Raw genomic sequence first — 18,872 nt, forward strand, 5'->3', positions numbered from 1 at the left:
CCAGCAGCGCGTATGAACGCCTCCGCCGCAGGGATGAACTTCAGGTGTCGGAGCGCTCCCCCGCGCGGACGAGTCCGGTCTCGTACGCGGCGACGACGGCCTGGACGCGGTCGCGCAGGCCTAGCTTCATGAGGACGTTCGACACGTGGGTCTTGACGGTGGCTTCCCCGACGAAAAGGTGCTCTGCAATCTCCGCGTTGGAGCAGCCCCGGCCGAGCAGGCCGAGAACGTCGCGTTCGCGCGGGGTGAGCGCGGCGAGGCGCTCGTCTGCCTCCTGCGAGGTGGAGGCGGAGGCAGCGGCGCGACGTTCGATGACGCGCCGGGTCACCTCCGGCGCAAGGAGGGCGTGGCCGTGGCCCACCGTGCGCACGGCGTCGGCGAGTTCGTCGGCCTCGGCGTTCTTGAGCAGGAATCCGCTCGCGCCGGCGTCGAGCGCGCTGAAGAGGTAGTCGTCGCGATCGAAGGTCGTGAGGATGACGACGCGGCCCAGCCCCTCTTCGACGAAGCGGCGCGTGGCCTCGATGCCGTCCATGACGGGCATCTGTACATCCATGAGCGTGACGTCGGGGTGCAGCTCGCGCGCGACCGCAAGCGCCTCCTCACCGTTCGCGGCGGTGGCGACGACGTCGAGGTCGTCCTCCACCGACAGGATGAGGGAGAACCCGCCGCTCACCATCCGCTGGTCGTCGACGATGAGGACCCTGAGCGATTCGGTCACGGCGTCTCCTTGTTCCTGGTCGAGGCGGCGAGAGGCAGGCGCACGCGCACACGGTATCCACCGGTGAGGCGCGGCCCGATCTCGGCCGAGCCGTGGTGGGCGCGCACCCGTTCACGCATGCCGAGCAGGCCCAGCCCGCTGCCGGACGTACCCGCGCGGGGGCGGCCGTCGTCGAGCACCTCGACCTCGACGTAGCGGCCGTTGCCCTCGCCACCCGCGCGCAGCGTGACGGTGGCTGCCGTGGCCGTCGAGTGACGCTGGACGTTGGCGAGCGCCTCCTGCACGGTGCGGTAGATGCTGTGCCCGACGTTGGCGGGCACGTCGACGTCGACGAGGTCGTCGAGGCGCACGTCGAAGGTGGGGGTGCGTACGCCCGCCACGAGGGCGGCGACGTCGTTCAGGCCCGGTTCGGGTGCGCGTGCGGCGCCGTTCGTGGGCTCGCCCGAGCCGTTCGCAGTGTGTTGTCCGTCGGCGCGCAGAGTGCCGAGCAGGGTGCGCATCTGCGTGACGGCCTCACGCGACGAGGCCTCGACGTTGCTCAGCGAGTCCGTCGCGCGCTCAGGGTCTTTCACCATCACCTTGCGGGCCGCTGCGGCCTGGATGCCGATGGCCGCTACGTGGTGGGCGACGACGTCGTGCAGTTCGCGTGCGATGCGCAGCCGCTCCTCGACGACGGCCTGCTCGGTGAGTTGGCCGGCCTGACGGGTGATCGTCTGGGCCTGCTGGTGGGCGAACGCGCGGGCACGGGCGCCACGCCACGAGTTCGCCCCGGCCCCGACCGCCGTCGCGAAGTAGAGCACGTTGATCATCAGCCCCTGCAGGACGGCTGCGGCCGTCGCGCCGAACCACGGGTCGCGCGCCTTGGCGGGCTGGGCGTTGTAGGAGTCGAGGAGGTCATCGTTCATCGCCGCCACGGACCACTGCACGCTCAGCCAGCCGAACATGAACAGCACGAGGCCCGCTGCCGCGAGGGTGACCAGCTTGCGGTCGGGCGCCCAGGCGAGCGCGGTGAAGATGGCGAAGAAGTACACGCCCTGCATGGCGATGGACGACATCACCGGCACCTGCGTCAGCCCCATGACGAACATGTGCGCGGCCGTGACGAGCATGACGGTGACGGGGAAACGTCGGCGCAGCACGAGCGGGCCGGCTCCGATGGCGGCGCTCAGATACAGCGCCCAACGCGGCCACAGGGAATCGGCCGAGAAGCCGAGTGCGCGCCACACCTCGAGACCCAGCAGCGCGCCGAGGAAGAACAGGATGGCGATGAGAACATCTCGCCTCAGCCAGGCGTCAGGTCGCCTGCGCACCCATTCGTCGTCGAGGCCGAAGAACTGTTTCACCCGACCGAGGGTAGAGCGCAGTCGCCGGGAGCACCTCCCTCAAGCGGCGGAGATGCTCGCACGGGGCTAGGTGTACTGATCGGGGACGTTGGTCAATCGTGAGAAGGGCGGCTGGTTCCCGCAGGCTGTATGGGGACGGTGCTGGTTGTAGTAATGGAGCCATCCGGCGAGTTCGCCTCGGCGCTCAGCCTCCGAGGTGTAACACCGGGCGTAGGCCCAGCCGTAGGCCATGGTGCGATGGAAGCGTTCGATCTTGCCGTTGGTCTGCGGCCGATACGGCCTGGTGCGTTTGTGCTTGATCCTCAGTTCAGCGCAGGTGTCGCGCCACAGATGTGAGCGGTAGGCGCCACCGTTGTCGGACAGGACTCGCTCGACCCTCACACCACGGGCCCTGAACCACTCGACCGCCCGGATCAGGACCGCCGTCGCGGTGAGGGCGGTTTCGTCGTCGTGGATCTCGGCGTAGGCGACGCGGGAGTGGTCGTCGATGACGGTGTGGACGTAGGCCTTGCCCATCAACGGATCGCTGTACTTGTTTCGGGGCTTGTCGGGAGTGGCGGCTCTGTTCTTCTCACCTTGCCTGCGCCCTACGTAGCGCCAGCCCCCGCCATCGGGAATGTTCCCGAGCTTCTTCACGTCGACATGCAGCAGGGAGCCGGGATGGTCATGCTCGTAACGGCGGACTGGCTCTCCGGTGGCGCGGTCTGCGTGTGAAAGCCGGTTTAGGTGCGCGTGGACCAGGATGCGGTGGACAGTGGACGGCGCGATCCCGAGTCGGCACGCCAACTGCACCGGCCCCTCCCTCAGGCGCAGCCGCAGATTGATGCAGCGCCGAGTGGCCTTCTGACTCGTCTTGTTCGGGGAGCGACGCGGCCGGGAAGACCGGTCTTGCATGGATTCGCCGTCTCGGTAGCGGTCGGCCCAACGCTTGACGGTGGGCCAGGAGACTTGGAATCGGGCGGCGACCTCGCTGATCGGCCAACCGTCGTCAACAACCATGCGAGCGACGATCAGGCGATGCCGTGGGGTGAGCGCCGCGTTGGTGTGGGACATGACTGAGCCTTCCTGGGGGTATGTGCCGCCCAGGAAGGCCAGATGCCGCCGCGGGCGGCGAGATTGTTTGGGTGAAGGGCAACGGGTGTGTGGGACCTCGTGGGCCTTGTCATCAGCCGCCGCCGAGGGCGGCTTCCCGGCTCAGGCTCCCGGGTAGGAATCGATGTTCCACCAGTGGCCATCGAAGTCGGCGACGCATGCGTTGTGGCCGCCGTGAAGTGCATAGTTGGGCTCGGTGACGGTCGATGCTCCGTGTTCCAAGGCCGTGGCGAAGAGGCTGTCGACGTCCTCGTCGCTGGCGACCACCAAGTTGCAGATCCCTGGCCCGTAATGCGGGTCACCGTCCTGAGTAGAGCCGAGCATGATGCCCCCATTGTCGCGCCAGGCAAGTTGCGCATGGGTCACCACGGTCGAGTCATCCGGGTCCCGCACGACCATCGCCGTGGTGAAGCCGATGGCTTGAAGGAAGTTGATGCCTCGATCGGCATCTGTGTAGCGCAGGCAGTGAAACAGCTGTGGTCTCGTCATGGCTACAGCCTTATCCTTGGAGCGCTTGAGCGTCTTGAAGCAATGGGAAATCAGCCCTCGACTGGCGCAGCGTCCATCCCGTCATCGACCTCCATTCTCGGGACAGGTGCGCCTGGTCGCTGTAACCAGCCGCTGCCGCAATGTCCGAAGGAAGGGCGCCGCTCTGGACAAGTTTCTTGGCGTGCTCGAAGCGAGCGATCCGCGCCACCTGCTTGGGCGAGAGACCGGTCTCGAGGTTGAACAGGCTGGAAAGTCGCCGTCTGGACAGACCAACGTCTCGAGCTAGGTCGGCGATGGGGATTGTGCCCCGGGCCTGATGGATCCGCGCCAGCGCTTCGAACATGTCTGCTCGCGGTGTGTGGGGATGCTGCTCGAGTCGTTTGGTGAGGAATGCCGCCAAGAGTTGGAACCGTCCTAGCCAAGTTGACTGCCGCAGCTGGTCGAGCAGGTGTGGGGGCCACTGGAGATCTGTCACATCAACCATCAACCCCGCCAAGGCCCCGGCTGGTAGTCCAAGTGAATCGCCCTGGGTTTCGTTCCGTTCTTCAAGCAAGGATGGAACCGATGAATCAGAAGTACTCGCCCGAGATGCGCGAGCGCGCGCTGCGGATGCTCGACGAGGCCAAGCCCGAGCATCCGAACCTCATGTCCGCGGTGCGACATGTCGCGGGCCTGCTCGGCATGAGTCCGGAGACGCTGCGCGTGTGGCACCGCCGCCGTGAGATCGACGCCGGGCAGCGCCCCGGCGTGCCGACCGACGTCGCCGAGGAGAACAAGCGACTTCGCCGTGAGAACGCCGAGCTGAAGAAGGCGAACGAGGTCCTCAAAGCCGCGAGCGTGTTTTTCGCGAAGGAACTCGACCGTCCCTGACGAGCATGATCCGCTTCATCGACGAACACAGGGATCAGTTCGGGGTCGAGTTCCTCTGCCGCGTCCTCCGCGACGCGGTGCCGGGGTTCCTCACCTCGCGCGGGTATCGCGCGGCGAAGACGCGCGTGCCCTCCGCCAGGCAGCTGAAGGACGAACTCCTCGTCCCCGAGATCCAGCGTCTTCACGAGGAGAACTACGGCGTCTACGGCGTCCGGAAGATGCATGCTCTCCTCCGGCGGGAGGGGTGGGACATCGGGCGTGACCAGACCGCGCGGCTCATGAAGCTCGCCGGGGTGCGCGGGGTGGCGCGGTCGAAGAAGGTGTTCACCACGAAGTCCGACCCGACCATCGCGCAGCCGATGGATCTCGTCGAACGCGACTTCACCGCTCCCGCGCCGAACCGGTTGTGGGTCGCGGACATCACGTATGTCGGAACGTGGGCGGGGATGGCGTATGTCGCGTTCGTGATCGACGTGTTCTCCCGCATGATCGTCGGCTGGAACGTCGCCGGGACGCTGCGCGCGGAGGTGCTGCCGTTACAGGCGTTGAACATGGCCGCGTGGGGCGCGCGCGGGTCGCTCGATGACCTCGTCCACCACGCCGATCATGGGTCGAACTACCTCTCGGTCGTCTACACGGATCGCATCAACGAGCTCGGCGCGACCCCGTCGACAGGGAGCGTCGGTGACAGCTACGACAACGCCCTCGCCGAGGCCGTCAACGGGCTCTACAAGACCGAGCTGATCCGTCGGAAGGGCCCGTGGCGGACGGTCGAGCAGGTCGAACTCGCGACGCTCGAGTACGTGTGGTGGTGGAACAACGCTCGTCTCCACGGCGAGCTCGATTACCGCACGCCGGTCGAGGTCGAGGAGGCGTACTACGCTGGCCTCGAATCAGCCCAGCCAGCGCTCGCTGGACAGGGAAGCAGGTAGGAACGAAACCCAGGGCGATTCAAAGAAGCCGGCGGGCCGAAAGGGGGTGAATCGACAGTTCGAGTCCCTGCTGGCGTCCCCTCGACTGGATCAAGGCCGGCGCGGTGTGAAGACCGGAAGCCAGTACGTCCAGTAACTGCCGTTCACCGCCAGCAAGCCAGCCACAGTCGATGGGTTCTGCGAGCGACAGCACCACCGTGACGCCCATCGAGGGAACCCCGTGATGGACGGCTTCGGTACTGGCGAAGTCGTACCCCACCCAGGAAAGGAGATGGGGCTGCAACCTCTGCGGGATGGATGGCTGCCAGACGGGCATGCCACCAACTCTAGAGAAGCCCGGCTCAGAGAACCGACAGTGATCTGGCGCTCATGGTGGTGTCCGCTACACCCTCGCCAGCCACCCACTGCCATGCCCGTGGCGGCTCAATCAACGTCTCCGGTCAGTACAGCTAGGCCACCCCTGGGGTCGGGTGACAGACGACGTACCTCCTGATTGGCTGAGTGGGTGTCCTACTCGCGGCGGCGCCTGAGCGTAAGCCGCACGCGGGCAGACAATTTCGGCAATCATGGCCGGGGCGGCACTCCCACGTGTGGGCCGGCCGTCCACTGCCTTGCACGAGACTCGATGTGGAGGAACTGACATGACGGTAGCGACTGACGCTGTCTTCGAGATGCCGGACGACGGCGACAACGAGGGCGGGCGCCCGAGCGAGCGCGACGAGCGCAACATCACCGACCCGGAGGCGGGCGGCGAAGCAGACCGCGTCGACGAGGACAACGTGCCCCAGTCCGGCCTCGACAAGGACCGTCTCCAGGGCGAGTGACGGCACCAACCCACCCCGCCGGAACACACGAAAGGGACATCACCCATGAGCCACACCCCCGAAGAACTCGAAGCTGCGCGCGAGGCCGCCCAGGCCGCCGTCGACACCGCGACGTCGTGGGACTACAGCGCCGGCGACGCCAAGATCGACAGCAAGCTGCGGGAGGGCCTCGATGCAGCGGGCGTCACCATCGACGATGACGAGTTCGAGCGCATCGTCCGCGAGATCGACGCGCTCACCGGTGACGAGGACGCGGGCACGCCCCAGGTGGGCGCCGCTCGCCCGACGACCGGCGCCTGAGCGCTCCCCGATCGGGCGGCCGCCGGCTGCGCGGGCGCGCTTGCGAGACATCGCGACCAAGCGTCGCAAGTGCGCCCCTGCAGCGTCCTCGTGACGCGCTCACCGGCGGCCACCCGACTGCCTGCCCTTGATGTGCCCGCGCCGGCCGGGCACGGGCACGCCAAAAACCACGCACACCAGAACTCGCACCGAACAAGGGAGATCCCATGGGTATCGACAAGCTCACCGACGCGTTCTCGAACGACGAGGACCACGACGAGGGCGGCGAAGACGCCCGCAACGAGGCTCGCGCGATCGACGAGGGCTCGCCCGAGCGCGAGATCGTCAGCGACGACCCCGGCACGCCCACCGAAACCACCGACTGACGGCGCGGTCTAGCTCGACGCGAGCGACACGACGAGGTTGAGCATCGTCGCGACGACGCCGACGCCCAACACGTAGCTCAACAGCGTGTGGGCGAGCACGAGGCGGCGCATCTGGCGGTTCTTCAGCGTGGTGTCGGAGATCTGGTACGTCATGCCGAGGTCGAAGGCTACGTAGGCGAAGTCGTAGTAATCGGGCTCGCCACCCTCGAAGTCGATGCCTCGCGCGCCCGGCTCGTCGCCGTAGTACAAGCGCGCGTAGCGGGCCATGTACGTGAGGTGCACGAGGAACCACGACGCGACGACGCTGCCCGCGCCGAGCAGCGCTTCCGGGGTGCCCGAACTCTTGTGCTGCCCCGCCGCGAGCAACAGGCCCACCCCGGCGAGGCTCGCCACGGTTCCACCGATGACGGTCGCCTCGGACAGCGCCACGCTCGGATCTTCCTCGCGCGCGTGCTCGGCGGCCTCGTGCTCGTTCATGGGTCGAACGGTGAGCCACGTCCACAGCCCGTAGATCGTGGCCGCCGCCGTCCAACCCGCCATGACGTGGAAGGCCAGGCTGCGCTCGAGGTACGTCATCGAGGCCAGGGCGACGAGGGCCCCCAGTGCCATGCATGCGGCAAGCCGGACGCCGATGCGCTGCGTCAGCGCGCGACGATTGTCTGAAGCCATGGCGGAACGTTATCGCTCGCGCGGGGTGGACGCCGTCGGTCGGCCGTGCACGGCCGATGTGAGGTACGGCCCGAGGTGTGAGCTGCGCCGGTCACAGACCGGGCCAGAGCTCACACCGTCCGGCCTGCAGCTGCCTCGGGTCAGATGCGCGCGGCAGCCTCACGGTGCAAGCCCGCGAGTACGTCGAGCTGCTGATCGGCGCGTCGGAGCAGTTCTTCGAGTTGCGCCGCGTCGAGACGCGGTTCACCCTCGGCTCGGGTGAGCAGCGTGAGCCAGCACCGCTTCTTGCCTTCGACGCCGAGGCTGAGGGCCTCGAGCTCGACCAGATCGCTGAGCGGCGAACGACCCTTCAGGGCCCCGTTCGGCTTGAAGCGGCCGAGGTATTCGCCGATGCGCGCGGCTGCCTGCTGAACCCGCGCCTCGCGCACCCCGAACCTGTCGGCGATGTCGCGCAGGGCCTGACGATCCTCGGTGACCTCGCGGGCGAGTGTCGCGAGTTGCTCACGTGCGCGAGCGTCGGAGTGGGAGGAGGCGGCGCGGTCGAAGAGGTCGCGTCCCCCGGTCGAGCCCACCCAGTGATGCTGAAGGTAGATCTGCAGAAATTGGTCGTCGCGCGGCAAGGTTCCTCCAAGGTCGTTGGGTTCGTTCCCGAGGCTACGGGCCGGAGACCTCCCCGCGGACCACCTCCCGGGGCGGGGGCGCGGACGAGCACACTTCGCGAACACGTGAGTTCGCGACAAGCGTTCGTGCCCGCCGGACAACAACCGGAACGCTTACAGGTGGTCACCTGTGCACTCCAAGCTCATCGTCGACAGTTGGCGCGAAGCATCCTTCGTGGCGGGAAAGAACCCGGTCGGAGCGCGTATTACCCACGAGACCACCACAGCGATAGCCCGGTCACTCGACAAGAAGGCAGCTAGCGGAATGCCGAGCCTCGGCCAGCTCACCGATTGCGATGACACCCGAACCCTCGTGACGGTTCCCGTCCTCACCGATGACTGGCGACGCTGGGCCGACAACTGGCGAGGCACCGCCTTCGTGCAGGTTCAGGGCTTCGTCACGCCGGTAGGTGAGCAGCGGCGTTACCCGGAAGATGCTCCGCACTGAAACCGGCACGAATCGACGCGGTCAGGGTGGCGTAGGTCGGGGAGCTGAACCAACGGGGTGCGCAAAGAACGCGCGAGTGCCCACACCGTCCTCATGACGATGCGGGCACTCGCGCGCGGGTCGGCGCGTCAGGCAACCAGGTCAGGCGATGACGGGCAGCACCTCGAGGCCGCCCATGTACTTGCGCAGCGCCTCGGGCACGCGCACGGAACCGTCCGCCTGCTGGTGGGTCTCGAGGATGGCGACGAGCCAGCGAGTCGTCGCGAGCGTGCCGTTGAGCGTCGCGACGGCGCGGGTGGCGCCCTCGCCTCGCTCACGAACGTTGAGACGGCGCGCCTGGAACGTCGTGCAGTTCGACGTCGACGTCAGCTCGCGGTACGTGCCCTGCGTCGGCACCCACGCCTCGCAGTCGAACTTGCGCGCAGCGGACGTGCCGAGATCACCTGCGGCCGTGTCGATGACGCGGTAGGAGAGCTCGCACTTGGCCAGCATCTCCTCCTCCCACGCCAGCATCTTGGCGTGCTCCGCTTCGGCGTCCTCGACCTTGCAGTACGTGAACATCTCGACCTTGTTGAACTGATGCACACGGATGATGCCGCGCGTGTCCTTGCCGTACGACCCGGCCTCGCGGCGGTAGCAGCTCGACCATCCGGCGTAGCGCACCGGCTCCGTCACGTCGATGATCTCGTTCGCGTGGTAGCCGGCGAGAGCCACCTCGGAGGTGCCGACGAGGTAGAGGTCGTCCTCCTCCTGCACGCGGTAGATCTCGGCGTCGTGCTTGACGTCGAAGCCCGTGCCCTGCATGGTCTCGGGGCGCACGAGCGTCGGCGTGATCATGGGCGTGAAGCCGTTGGCGATGGCCTGGTCGAGTGCCATCTGCAGCAGCGCCAGCTCGAGGCGAGCGCCGACGCCCTTGAGGAAGTAGAAGCGCGAGCCCGACACCTTCGTGCCGCGCTCCATGTCGATGGCGCCGACCTTCTCGCCGATCTCGAGGTGATCCTTCGGCTCGAAGTCGAACTGCACCGGCTCGCCGACCGTCTTGACGGTGACGAAGTCGTCCTCGCCGCCGGCGGGCACGCCGTCGAGGACGACGTTGGGGACGGTACGCATGAGTTCGTCGAACTTGGCTCCGGCCTCGTCGGCGGTGGCCTCGAGCTCCTTGACGCGGGTGCTCAGCGCGGTGGCGTCCTCGCGGGCCTTGTCCGCGTCGGCCTGCAAGCGCGCGACCTCGGCGTCGTCACCCGACTTCTTCGCCTTGTTGAGCGCGCCCATCGCGGCACCGACGCTCTTGGAGACCTGCTTCTGCTCGGCACGCACCTTCTCGAACTCGCCGAGGGACGAACGACGCGTCGCGTCGAGTTCGAGAATCTGGTCGACGACGCTCTCGTCGGCGCCGCGAGCCCGCTGGCTCGCGCGGACGGCGTCAGGGTTTTCGCGCAGAAGCTTGATGTCGATCACGAGGTAAGGCTATCGGGTAGGGGCAACCGGGTTGCCCGGAGACGCCCCGACGAGCGCAGAACCCGCCTGAGGGGAGAGCGTTGAACAACTCGTACCGTCCCAACGCACTCGTCACGGGCCTGTGAGGCCCTCCATTCATGGCCTCGACCACACGCGCGAGTCCTCCTCAAACCAGTCCGCAGCATCCAGCAGCATCTCGGCGGCCGGTTCGTTCTGCGTGCGCTCACGTGGCGCATCGACGCGTCGGCCGTTCACGAGAAGGTGGACCGAGGTAGACGTCACCAATGCATCGACTCGGATGCCCGCGCGCTCTACTGTCACGGTCGCTTCGGTCGCGCTCGCGGTAACACCTCGCAGCAGGAGAAGGTTCCGCAGATGCGCCGCAGCCGCCTCATCGCTGACGCCCTGGTCAACCGCAAACCGTTCGACGAATCGCTCCACTTCAGTTGCCGGATACCACTCGACGTCCTTTGGCAATCTCGCGTCGAACAGTTACGACCACGCGCCGGCGAAGCCCGGGCCCCAGCTCACGTTGGGCTCGCGCCCGGGTATCGGCCAGAGATACACGTACGCCAAGCCGAACTCTCCGTACCGTTCCCGCGACCGCCGGACAGCATCACAGAGTCGGCGCATAAGTCCGTGTCGCGGCTGGACGAGCAGGACGGGGACTTCCGTGTCCGCTAGGTCGCCGGAACCACCCGCCCGGCGGGAAGAGCGTTTCGCCCCCGATTCACCTTGTCGCGCGCCGGTCGACCCTCGCCGCACCGAATCACCCACCCGAACGCAAGACGATCGAGCAGGTCATCGAACGACCTCATCGGCATCTCCTCGCGAGAACCGCCCGGTCCACCACCACCTCATCGCCTTCGGCGGCGACAAGCGCGTGAACGTCGCGTCCTGGCCGCGAAAGGAAAACCTCGTCGAAGGTGCCCGACACCGCGTGTTCGATCTCGACCTGCCATCCTCGAGCCTGCCACCGCTCGACGGATGCCGCGCTGTTATCCCTCGATGCCACGTCGGCACCCTATCGATGAGGCACCGACGAAACCCCGGTTCGGTCGGTTCACAGCGGCCATTCCCACAGCGGCCTGGTCCAGGTGATGCGCTGCGCCGGGTCGTTGGAGTCGAAGAGTATGCAGATCAACCGGAAACGGGAGTAGTCGTGGTCGATCTCCCAACTGACCATCGACGGCGAATCCACCATCGGCGCGCTCGCCATGCACCGGTCGAGCTCTCGGTGGCCCTGCCGCGAGGCCTCGACGAGAAGCGGCGCTGCGAGAACCATCAGCGTCAGGATGACGAAGACAACACGGCGAGGGTTCACGCCCTGACCTTAGGGCGCCTCCCGACGGGAGCAGAACCCGCGACGGGCGCGGATTGTGGTGTCGGGAGCGCTGCAACACTGCCATCGGCACTGCTCAACCGGCGAGATACTCGTCCAGGGCTCGACGCAGGATGTCACTGGCACTCGTGTGCTCCCGACGCGCCCGCGCGCGGACAGCATCGATGCGCTCAGGGTCCAGCCGTACTGTCACGGTTTCGGCCGGACGCTTCCCCACGGTGCGCGGACGCCCGACCGGAGCCACCCGAGCCTTGGGAAATCCCGCCTGGGCGTCAGCGACGAGGGCCTCGATCGTTTCCTCTGTGATCGGCTGCCCATTCACCGTGCCCCACGAGCCACCGTCGGGGCGGGTTGCCGTGTCGAACTTCTCGTTCATCGCTTTCTCCCCTCTGGTAGGTCGAGCGTGGCCTTGCGTACCGGCATCGCGTGAATGATGAGCGTCCGCCTCTGGTCGAACACCAAAGCGACGACCTCCACGGGCCGCCCTTTCGTGTCGACTCCGATGCGTGGATACCGCTCGGCTGATCGTCTTCAAGGCGAGCTTGTCGTGCGAAACCAGTCGTCCACGCCTGCGTCACGTCCTCGGCGGACAATCCGTGCTTGAAGGCCGAGGGATGGAGTGTGACGGCGTCATCCACAACAATATTGTGTCACGAAACTCGCCCGAGAGACAGAACCCGCGACGGGCGCCGAAGACGGGGCCCGCAACGCTCGCATCGAGGGTGTTTCGCTCCCACAGCGAGGCATGCTCACCTCGGCAACCAGCCGTCGCCCGGCGCCGACGCTCGCCGACCGATACAGTCGTGAGGTGCCGAACTCCTCACCCTCGCAGGGCGCCCGCAAGCGCGCCGGCATCGTCGTCAACCCCACCAAGGTCGACGACCAGGACAAGCTGCGCCGCGAGTGCACCAAGGCCGCCAAGGAGGCCGGCTGGGACGAACCGCTCTGGCTCGAGACGACGCTCGAGGATCCCGGCGTCGGCCAGGCTCATCAGGCCGTCAGCGCGGGCTGCGACATCGTTTTCGCCGCGGGCGGCGACGGCACGGTCCGTCTGGTCGGCTCCGCGCTCACCGGCACGGACATCCCGCTCGGCCTCATGCCGCAGGGCACGGGCAACCTCCTCGCGCGCAACCTCGGCGTCTCCGTCGACGGCTCGGCCGCGCAGAACTTCGCACGCTCCCTCGTCGGTCACGACACGCGTATCGACGTCGGCCGCGTGCACGCCACGTTCGACGACGGCTCGGCCAAGAACGACACGTTCCTCATCATGGCCGGGTTCGGTCTCGACGGCGACATCATGGATTCGACGAGCGAAGGCCTCAAGAAGCGCGTCGGTTGGATGGCCTACCCCCTCGCCGGCATCAAGTACTTCACCGAGCGCCCCGAGCGCATGCTCGCCAGCTTCGACGACGGCGCCCCGCGCACGAAGAAGACGACGACGCTGCTCGTCGGCAACTTCGGCCGCCTCACCGGCGGGGTCAAGCTCATGCCCGACGCCACGGGCAACGACGGATGGTTCGACGCCGTCTGGCTTTCGGCCGACGGCCCGCTGCAGTGGGGCGCGCTGACGCGCCAGATCCTCACCAAGTCGCGCCGCAACACGAACCGCGTGGAGCGCGTGCGTGCGCGCCGCGTCGAGGCCCGCGCCATGGGCCGCGAGCGCGCCGTCGAGCTCGACGGAGACGTGATCGGCCAGGCACGCGACGTCAGCATGTGGATCGACTCCGACGCGCTCGTCGTGCGCATCGCCGACCCGAAGGACTCCAAGCTCTCCGACCTGCGCAGCCGCCTGCCCGGGCCGTTCGGTCAGGACTTCAAGGGCCTGCCCGCGAAGGCGAAGAAGTCGAGCACGTAGTCGGGTGAACCTCAGGCCGCGAGCGAGCTGACGATCGGCACGCCCGGGCGGTAGGCGATGTGCAGGTAGCTCGGGGCGTCGAGCATCGCCAAATCGGCGCGCGCGCCGACGCGGATGACGCCGACGTCGTCGCGCCGCAGCGCTGCAGCGCCCCCGGCCGTCGCGGCCCACAACGCCTCCGCGGGCGTCATGCCCATCTCGCGCACGGCGAGCGCGATCATGAACGGCATCGAGTTCGAGAAGCACGTGCCCGGGTTGCAGTCGGTCGCGAGCGCCACCTCGACTCCGGCGTCGAGGAGGTCGCGCCCGCTCGGGAACGGCTGACGGGTGGAGAACTCGACACCCGGCAAGAGGGTCGCAACGGTCGACGAACCGGCCAGTGCCGCAACGTCCTCCGTCGACAAGAACGTGCAGTGGTCGACGCTGGCCGCGTCGAACTCGACGGCCAGCTGCACACCGGGTCCCTCCCCGAGCTGCCCCGCGTGAAGGCGCGGCATGAGGCCCGCAGCTACGCCGGCGCCAAGGATCTCGCGCGTCTCGTCGCCGTCGAACGCGTGCGCGCTGTGCGGTTCGCAGAACACGTCGATCCAACGCGCGAGGGGCGCGCACGCTTCGAGCATCGCGCCGGTGACGAGGTCGACGTACTCGCGCCGATCCGTGTCGCTCGGCACGACGTGGGCGCCGAGGTAGGTCACTTCGTCGGTGAACTCCCCCGCAATGCGCAGCGCCCGCGCCTCGTCGTCGACCGACAGCCCGTAGCCCGACTTGATCTCCACGAGCCCGGTGCCCTGCGCCCGTGCCTGCTCTACGCGGGCGGCGACGAGTTCGCGCAGACGCTCGTCGGACGCCTGGCGTGTGGGGCGCACCGTGTTCGCAATTCCGCCGCCGTCGTAGGCCTCCCCCGTCATGCGCGCGGCGAACTCGGCCGAGCGGTCGCCGTCGAAGACGAGGTGGTTGTGCGAGTCGACGAACGCGGGGATGACGGCGGCCCCCTCCATGTCGAGGCAGCGGTCGGCGTCCGGGGCGTCGGAGGCAGCGCCCACCCACGCGATGTGTTCACCGTCGATGACGAGCGCGGCGTCACGCAGGAGCGCGATGCGCTCCTCTCCCCGAAGCGCCGCGCCACCCCCGTTCCGCGCGGGATCGTTCGTGACGAGTTCCCCGATGTTCGTGACGAGCGTCGTGCTCATGCGTCCTCCCAGAGTGTGGTGATGGCTTCGGTGAGCAGGGCCCCGACGTCACCGAGGCGGTGACGACCTGCTGTGACGACGTGGGCGCCGTCCGCGACGACGTCCGTGATGTCCTCGGCGGTGGCCGCGAGCAGCACCTGCTCGGGCAGGCACCCGGCGGTGCGGCGCGAATCGAGGCGCACGGCAACGGCGTCCGCGCGCATTCCGACCTCGAGGCGTCCGGCGTCCGGCCACCCGATCGTGTCGTGACGCGTGGCCGCGTCGAGCAACTCCTCGGGGCTGAAGCGGCCGCGGTCGTTCGTCACGAGGCGCTCGTGCATCTCGAGCGCGCGGGCGTCCTCGAACGTGTCGACGACGGCGTGCTGGTCGCTGCCGAGGCTGACGCGCACCCCGGCATCGGCGAGCGCGCGGGCGGGGCCGATGCCGTCGGCGAGGTCGCGCTCGGTCGTCGGGCAGAAGCACGCGACGGCGTTCGCGTCGGCGAGCAGCGCGATGTCGTCATCGCTCAGGTGCGTGGCGTGGACGGCCGAGAACCGGGAGGTCAGCGCGCCTGCGTCGGCGAGAAGCGCCACCGGCGAGCGTCCGTAGAACGCCTCGCACGCCTCGTTCTCCGCGGGCTGCTCGGACACGTGCGCGTGCACGGGCTGGCCGTCACTCGCGGCGAGCACCTCACCGATCTCGTCACGGGCGACGGCCCGGACGGAGTGGACGGCAGCGCCGATCCGCGTCGTTTCGTCGTCGGCGAGCAGGGCGTGTCGCGCGGCCCAGGCGGCCGCGGAACCGTCGCTGAAGCGCTGCTGGTCGTCGCCCAGCGGCGCGTGACCGTCGGCGGTGAGCCCGCCGTGGAGGTAACAGGTGTCGAGGAGCGTGAGGCGGATCCCGGCCTCCCGGGCGGCCTCGCGGAGCGCTTCGCCCATCGCGTTCGGGTCGTCGTACGCCGCGCCGCCGGGGCGATGGTGGACGTAGTGGAACTCGGCCACGCTCGTCATGCCGGCCATGACCATCTCGGCGAAGACGGCTCGCGCGAGCGTGCGGTAGTTCTCTGGCGTGAGGCGCCTCGAGACGGCGTACATGCGCTCGCGCCACGTCCAGAAGGTGCCGCCGTCGCCGTGGGTACGTCCGCGCAGCGCGCGGTGGAACGCGTGCGAGTGACAGTTCGCGAAACCGGGCAGGACAACCCCACCCAACGAGACGTCACCGTCGCCACGCTGGACGCCGGGTTCGATTGCGCTCCAGCGCCCTTCGGCTTCCGTCAGGCGAACGTTGTGCGCCACGCCCTCCGGCAGAAGTGCATGTTCGGCCCAGTACGTCGTCATCCGGCGAGGTCCTCGAGCACGCGGACGAGAGCTTCCACGCCGCGCACACAGTCGTCGGTCTCGGCGAACTCCTCGGGCGAGTGCGACGTGCCGGTCGGGTTGCGCACGAACAGCATCGCCGTGGGCACGCCGTGGTTGGCGAGGATGCCTGCGTCGTGGCCGGCGCCCGTGCCGAGCAACGGCACGCCGCTGAGCGTCGCGTCGAGCTGCTCGACGAGGCCCGCGTCGAAGGGCGTCGTCGGCGTCCACGACTCGGCGCGCCAGGACCCCCCCAAGTGCCCTGGCGCGCTCCTCGAGCTCGCCGACGACGGCCCGCACGTCCTCCTCCCGGGAGCCTCGTGCGTCCACCCACGCCGTGACGTGCGACGCGATGGCATTGATGCCTCCCGGCACCACGTCGAGCTTGCCGACGGTGGCGACGACGCGGTCGCCGCCCTCGCCCGAGCGGTCACGCGAGCCGCCGCGCCCCGCGTCGCCTCGATGAACTGCGCCGCCTTGAGCAGCGCGTCGTCGCGGTTGCCGAGGGCCGTCGTGCCGGCGTGGTCGGCGCGTCCGGGCAGGTCGGCGCGGAAGCGGCCGTGCGGCCAGATGTCGGTGCCGATGGCGACCGGGGCGTCGTCGAGATCGATGAGCGCGCGGCCCTGTTCGACGTGCAGCTCCACGAAGGTCCCGACCCGCGCGAGGGTCTCGTCGTCGCGCCCGAGCGTGCCCGGGTCGCGCCCGGCGCGCTGCCATGCCTCGGCCATCGTGACGCCGTCGGCGTCGGTGAGCGAGCGGGCGCGGTCGGCGTCGAGCGCACCGGTGATGATGCGCGAACCGGCGCAGGCGACGCCGAAGCGAGCGCCTTCCTCGTCGACGAAGTTGACGACCCCGATCGGCTTGCGCGGAGCGAATCCTTTCTCCTGCAACGCCTTCACGGCCAGGAGCGAGGAGACGACACCGAGCGGCCCGTCGAACGCGCCGCCGTCGGGCACCGAGTCGAGGTGCGAGCCGGTGACGACGCCCTCGCCGGGCGCGTCGTCCGGGTTGCCCCACCACGCCCACTGGTTGCCGGCGCGATCTTCGGTGACGTCGAGCCCCAGCGCCGCGCACTCGCCGACGAACCACTCGCGCAGTGTCGCGTCCTCACGCGTCCACGCGAAGCGCCGGTAGCCGCCGGAGCCGCCGTCACGGCCCACGGGGTGCAGGTCGTTCCACAGCGACTCGAATCGGCGGGTCTCGCTCACGTCAGTACCTCGCACTCGCTCAGTTGCCGGCCTTGGGCGCCGTGCGCTCGGCGGCGGCTCGCGTGGCGGCAGCCTGCGCGGCGTCGGCGCCGTCGGCGTCACGCACGGTGGGCGTCATCGGAATGCGCGCGCCACGCTCGTCGGCGACCTCGACGGCGCGGGAGTACCCGGCGTCGACGTGGCGGAAGACGCCCATGGCGGGGTCGTTCGTCAGCAGCGCGGTGAGCTTCGCGGCCGCGAGGTCGGTGCCGTCCGCGACGCCGACCTGGCCGGCGTGGATCGAGCGGCCGATACCTACGCCGCCGCCGTGGTGCAGCGACACCCACGTGGCGCCCGAACTCGTGGCGGTGAGGGCATTGAGCAGCGGCCAGTCGGCGATGGCGTCGGAGCCGTCGAGCATGCCCTCGGTCTCGCGGTACGGCGAGGCGACGGAGCCGGAGTCGAGGTGGTCGCGGCCGATGACGATGGGCGCGGAGACCTTGCCCTCGGCGACGAGCCGGTTGAACAGCTGTCCGGCCTTGTGACGCTCGCCGTAGCCCAGCCAGCAGATGCGCGCGGGCAGGCCCTCGAACTCGACGAGTTCACCGGCGGCGTCGAGCCAGCGGTGCAGGTGCTCGTCCTCGGGGAACAGTTCCTTGAGCGCGGCGTCGGTGACGGCGATGTCCTGCGGGTCGCCTGAGAGCGCCGCCCAGCGGAACGGGCCGAGGCCCTCGCAGAAGAGCGGGCGGATGTAGGCGGGCACGAAGCCCGGGAACTCGAAGGCGCGCGTGTAACCAGCGGTGCGGGCCTCGTCGCGGATGGAGTTGCCGTAGTCGAAGACCTCGGCGCCCTCGTCCTGGAACTCGACCATGGCCTGCACGTGGGCCGCCATCGACTCGCGTGACTTCTTCGTGAAGCCCACCGGGTCGCCCTCGGCCTCGCGCTGCCACTCGTCGACGGCGACCTCCGACGGCAGGTAGCTCAGCGGGTCGTGCGCCGATGTCTGGTCGGTGACGACGTCGATCGTGATGTCGCCTGCGCGGTGGCGCGCGAGCATCTGCGGGAAGACGTCGGCGGCGTTGCCGACGATGCCGATGGAGACGCCGCGCTTCTCGGCCTTCGCGGCGTTGGCGCGTGCGATGGCGTCGTCGAGGTCGTCGGCGATCTCGGTGAGGTAGCGCTTGGCGACGCGGCGCTCGAGGCGCGTGCGGTCGACGTCGGCGATGAGGCACACGCCGTCGTTGAGCGTGACGGCGAGGGGCTGCGCCCCGCCCATGCCGCCGCAGCCGCCCGTCAGCGTGATGGTGCCGGCGAGCGTCCCACCGAACCGCTTGCGGGCGACGGCGGCGAACGTCTCGTAGGTGCCCTGGAGGATGCCCTGCGTCGCGATGTAGATCCACGAACCGGCCGTCATCTGGCCGTACATCATGAGGCCCTCGGCCTCGAGACGGCGGAACTCGGGCCACGTGGCCCAGTCCGGCACGAGGTGGGAGTTGGCGATGAGCACGCGCGGCGCCCACTCGTTCGTCGTCACGACACCGACGGGCTTGCCCGACTGCACGAGGAGCGTCTCGTTCGGCTCGAGGTCCTTGAGCGTCTCGACGATGGCGTCGAACGCCTCCCAGGATCGGGCTGCGCGGCCGGTGCCGCCGTAGACGACGAGGTCGTCGGGGCGCTCGGCGACCTCGGGGTCGAGGTTGTTCATGAGCATGCGCAGCGGGGCTTCCGTCTGCCAGCACTTCGCGTTGAGTTCGGTTCCGCGCGGTGCGCGGACGGGGCGGGCGCCCTCCATGGCGG

22 protein-coding genes are annotated in these 18,872 nt (G+C 68.8%); 6 read left to right on the plus strand and 16 right to left on the minus strand.

Features of this window, described 5'->3' with window-relative positions:
* Positions 1 to 40: 40 nt before the first annotated feature.
* From D1832_RS05715 to D1832_RS05735, 5 genes are all read right to left on the minus strand, one after another.
* Positions 41 to 718 carry a response regulator gene (locus tag D1832_RS05715; RefSeq protein WP_118912991.1) on the minus strand — a complete coding sequence of 226 codons (678 nt, stop codon included), beginning with the start codon at positions 716 to 718 and terminating at the stop codon, positions 41 to 43.
* Complete coding sequence (locus D1832_RS05720) at positions 715 to 2,061, minus strand: sensor histidine kinase (RefSeq protein ID WP_241510879.1); 1,347 nt, start codon at positions 2,059 to 2,061, stop codon at positions 715 to 717. The genes D1832_RS05715 and D1832_RS05720 overlap by 4 nt, the downstream gene beginning before the upstream one ends.
* Before the next feature lie 66 nt (positions 2,062 to 2,127).
* Positions 2,128 to 3,114 (minus strand): IS481 family transposase, encoded by a 987-nt coding sequence (locus D1832_RS05725; protein ID WP_118912993.1) that lies wholly within the window; start codon positions 3,112 to 3,114, stop codon positions 2,128 to 2,130.
* Positions 3,115 to 3,255: 141 nt separating this feature from the next.
* Positions 3,256 to 3,642: a VOC family protein gene (locus D1832_RS05730; RefSeq protein WP_118912994.1), complete on the minus strand. Its 387-nt coding sequence runs from the start codon at positions 3,640 to 3,642 to the stop codon at positions 3,256 to 3,258.
* A gap of 10 nt (positions 3,643 to 3,652) precedes the next feature.
* Positions 3,653 to 4,042 (minus strand): helix-turn-helix transcriptional regulator, encoded by a 390-nt coding sequence (locus D1832_RS05735; protein ID WP_241510880.1) that lies wholly within the window; start codon positions 4,040 to 4,042, stop codon positions 3,653 to 3,655.
* Between the two features lie 155 nt (positions 4,043 to 4,197).
* Here D1832_RS05735 and D1832_RS05740 point away from each other — a divergent pair.
* A protein-coding gene (locus tag D1832_RS05740) for an IS3 family transposase (RefSeq protein WP_428831076.1) occupies positions 4,198 to 5,444 on the plus strand; the annotation gives its coding sequence in 2 pieces (ribosomal slippage) (positions 4,198 to 4,486 and positions 4,486 to 5,444; 1,248 coding nt in all).
* Between the two features lie 19 nt (positions 5,445 to 5,463).
* Here the strand turns inward: D1832_RS05740 and D1832_RS05745 are convergent.
* On the minus strand, positions 5,464 to 5,760 hold the full coding sequence (locus D1832_RS05745; protein ID WP_241510881.1) for a hypothetical protein: 297 nt from the start codon (positions 5,758 to 5,760) through the stop codon (positions 5,464 to 5,466).
* A 325-nt stretch (positions 5,761 to 6,085) separates the two neighbouring features.
* On the opposite strand from D1832_RS05745, the gene D1832_RS05750 reads away from it, so the two are divergent.
* The 3 genes from D1832_RS05750 (at position 6,086) to D1832_RS15295 (ending at position 6,933) form a co-directional block, all read left to right on the plus strand.
* Positions 6,086 to 6,268, plus strand: coding sequence for a hypothetical protein (locus D1832_RS05750; protein ID WP_118912995.1), 183 nt, complete (start codon positions 6,086 to 6,088; stop codon positions 6,266 to 6,268).
* Positions 6,269 to 6,313: 45 nt separating this feature from the next.
* Complete coding sequence (locus D1832_RS05755; protein ID WP_118912996.1) at positions 6,314 to 6,568, plus strand: hypothetical protein; 255 nt, start codon at positions 6,314 to 6,316, stop codon at positions 6,566 to 6,568.
* A 206-nt stretch (positions 6,569 to 6,774) separates the two neighbouring features.
* Positions 6,775 to 6,933, plus strand: a complete 159-nt coding sequence (locus D1832_RS15295; RefSeq protein ID WP_156170135.1) for a hypothetical protein — start codon at positions 6,775 to 6,777, stop codon at positions 6,931 to 6,933.
* Between the two features lie 9 nt (positions 6,934 to 6,942).
* Here the strand turns inward: D1832_RS15295 and D1832_RS05760 are convergent, their stop codons facing one another.
* Together D1832_RS05760 and D1832_RS05765 are read right to left on the minus strand one after the other, a co-directional pair.
* On the minus strand, positions 6,943 to 7,602 hold the full coding sequence (locus D1832_RS05760; protein ID WP_118912997.1) for a DUF1345 domain-containing protein: 660 nt from the start codon (positions 7,600 to 7,602) through the stop codon (positions 6,943 to 6,945).
* Between the two features lie 140 nt (positions 7,603 to 7,742).
* The gene (locus tag D1832_RS05765) at positions 7,743 to 8,222 is read right to left on the minus strand and encodes a hypothetical protein (RefSeq protein WP_118912998.1); all 480 of its coding nucleotides are present in this window, start codon (positions 8,220 to 8,222) and stop codon (positions 7,743 to 7,745) included.
* A 169-nt stretch (positions 8,223 to 8,391) separates the two neighbouring features.
* Here D1832_RS05765 and D1832_RS15130 point away from each other — a divergent pair, with 169 nt between their 5' ends.
* The gene (locus D1832_RS15130; RefSeq protein ID WP_147362623.1) at positions 8,392 to 8,709 is read left to right on the plus strand and encodes a hypothetical protein; all 318 of its coding nucleotides are present in this window, start codon (positions 8,392 to 8,394) and stop codon (positions 8,707 to 8,709) included.
* A 141-nt stretch (positions 8,710 to 8,850) separates the two neighbouring features.
* Here D1832_RS15130 and serS read toward each other — a convergent pair whose 3' ends face one another.
* The 4 genes from serS to D1832_RS05790 all read right to left on the minus strand — a co-directional run bounded on the left by serS (position 8,851) and on the right by D1832_RS05790 (position 11,885).
* Positions 8,851 to 10,167, minus strand: a complete 1,317-nt coding sequence (serS, locus tag D1832_RS05775) for a serine--tRNA ligase (RefSeq protein ID WP_118913000.1) — start codon at positions 10,165 to 10,167, stop codon at positions 8,851 to 8,853.
* A 135-nt stretch (positions 10,168 to 10,302) separates the two neighbouring features.
* Complete coding sequence (locus tag D1832_RS05780) at positions 10,303 to 10,644, minus strand: hypothetical protein (RefSeq protein ID WP_147362624.1); 342 nt, start codon at positions 10,642 to 10,644, stop codon at positions 10,303 to 10,305.
* Between the two features lie 586 nt (positions 10,645 to 11,230).
* Positions 11,231 to 11,491 carry a hypothetical protein gene (locus tag D1832_RS05785; protein ID WP_118913002.1) on the minus strand — a complete coding sequence of 87 codons (261 nt, stop codon included), beginning with the start codon at positions 11,489 to 11,491 and terminating at the stop codon, positions 11,231 to 11,233.
* A gap of 94 nt (positions 11,492 to 11,585) precedes the next feature.
* On the minus strand, positions 11,586 to 11,885 hold the full coding sequence (locus D1832_RS05790; protein ID WP_118913003.1) for a ribbon-helix-helix protein, CopG family: 300 nt from the start codon (positions 11,883 to 11,885) through the stop codon (positions 11,586 to 11,588).
* Between the two features lie 432 nt (positions 11,886 to 12,317).
* Here D1832_RS05790 and D1832_RS05800 point away from each other — a divergent pair, with 432 nt between their 5' ends.
* The gene (locus tag D1832_RS05800; protein ID WP_165357959.1) at positions 12,318 to 13,364 is read left to right on the plus strand and encodes a diacylglycerol/lipid kinase family protein; all 1,047 of its coding nucleotides are present in this window, start codon (positions 12,318 to 12,320) and stop codon (positions 13,362 to 13,364) included.
* 11 nt (positions 13,365 to 13,375) lie between these two features.
* Here D1832_RS05800 and hutI read toward each other — a convergent pair whose 3' ends face one another.
* Genes hutI through hutU form a run of 4 tightly spaced genes read right to left on the minus strand, consistent with a single transcriptional unit; the run spans position 13,376 to position 18,867 of the window.
* On the minus strand, positions 13,376 to 14,554 hold the full coding sequence (gene hutI, locus D1832_RS05805) for an imidazolonepropionase (RefSeq protein WP_118913005.1): 1,179 nt from the start codon (positions 14,552 to 14,554) through the stop codon (positions 13,376 to 13,378).
* The gene (locus D1832_RS05810; RefSeq protein ID WP_118913006.1) at positions 14,551 to 15,870 is read right to left on the minus strand and encodes a formimidoylglutamate deiminase; all 1,320 of its coding nucleotides are present in this window, start codon (positions 15,868 to 15,870) and stop codon (positions 14,551 to 14,553) included. The genes hutI and D1832_RS05810 overlap by 4 nt, the downstream gene beginning before the upstream one ends.
* On the minus strand, positions 15,867 to 17,096 hold the full coding sequence (locus tag D1832_RS05815; protein ID WP_182434676.1) for an allantoate amidohydrolase: 1,230 nt from the start codon (positions 17,094 to 17,096) through the stop codon (positions 15,867 to 15,869). The genes D1832_RS05810 and D1832_RS05815 overlap by 4 nt, the downstream gene beginning before the upstream one ends.
* 19 nt (positions 17,097 to 17,115) lie before the next feature.
* Positions 17,116 to 18,867: a urocanate hydratase gene (gene hutU, locus D1832_RS05820; protein WP_118913039.1), complete on the minus strand. Its 1,752-nt coding sequence runs from the start codon at positions 18,865 to 18,867 to the stop codon at positions 17,116 to 17,118.
* Between the last annotated feature and the right edge of the window lie 5 nt (positions 18,868 to 18,872).

The organism is Dermacoccus abyssi (genome assembly GCF_003515945.1).
Classification (GTDB): Bacteria; Actinomycetota; Actinomycetes; order Actinomycetales; family Dermatophilaceae; genus Dermacoccus; species Dermacoccus abyssi.

Coding starts and splice junctions, on each gene's coding strand:
- D1832_RS05725 (WP_118912993.1), bottom strand. CDS start 3,114: ATGTCCCACACCAACGCGGCGCTCACCCCACGGCATCGCCTGATCGTC.
- D1832_RS05730 (WP_118912994.1), bottom strand. CDS start 3,642: ATGACGAGACCACAGCTGTTTCACTGCCTGCGCTACACAGATGCCGAT.
- D1832_RS05745 (WP_241510881.1), bottom strand. CDS start 5,760: ATGCCCGTCTGGCAGCCATCCATCCCGCAGAGGTTGCAGCCCCATCTC.
- D1832_RS05750 (WP_118912995.1), top strand. CDS start 6,086: ATGACGGTAGCGACTGACGCTGTCTTCGAGATGCCGGACGACGGCGAC.
- D1832_RS05755 (WP_118912996.1), top strand. CDS start 6,314: ATGAGCCACACCCCCGAAGAACTCGAAGCTGCGCGCGAGGCCGCCCAG.
- D1832_RS15295 (WP_156170135.1), top strand. CDS start 6,775: ATGGGTATCGACAAGCTCACCGACGCGTTCTCGAACGACGAGGACCAC.
- D1832_RS05760 (WP_118912997.1), bottom strand. CDS start 7,602: ATGGCTTCAGACAATCGTCGCGCGCTGACGCAGCGCATCGGCGTCCGG.
- D1832_RS05790 (WP_118913003.1), bottom strand. CDS start 11,885: ATGAACGAGAAGTTCGACACGGCAACCCGCCCCGACGGTGGCTCGTGG.
- hutI (WP_118913005.1), bottom strand. CDS start 14,554: ATGAGCACGACGCTCGTCACGAACATCGGGGAACTCGTCACGAACGAT.
- D1832_RS05810 (WP_118913006.1), bottom strand. CDS start 15,870: ATGACGACGTACTGGGCCGAACATGCACTTCTGCCGGAGGGCGTGGCG.
- hutU (WP_118913039.1), bottom strand. CDS start 18,867: ATGGAGGGCGCCCGCCCCGTCCGCGCACCGCGCGGAACCGAACTCAAC.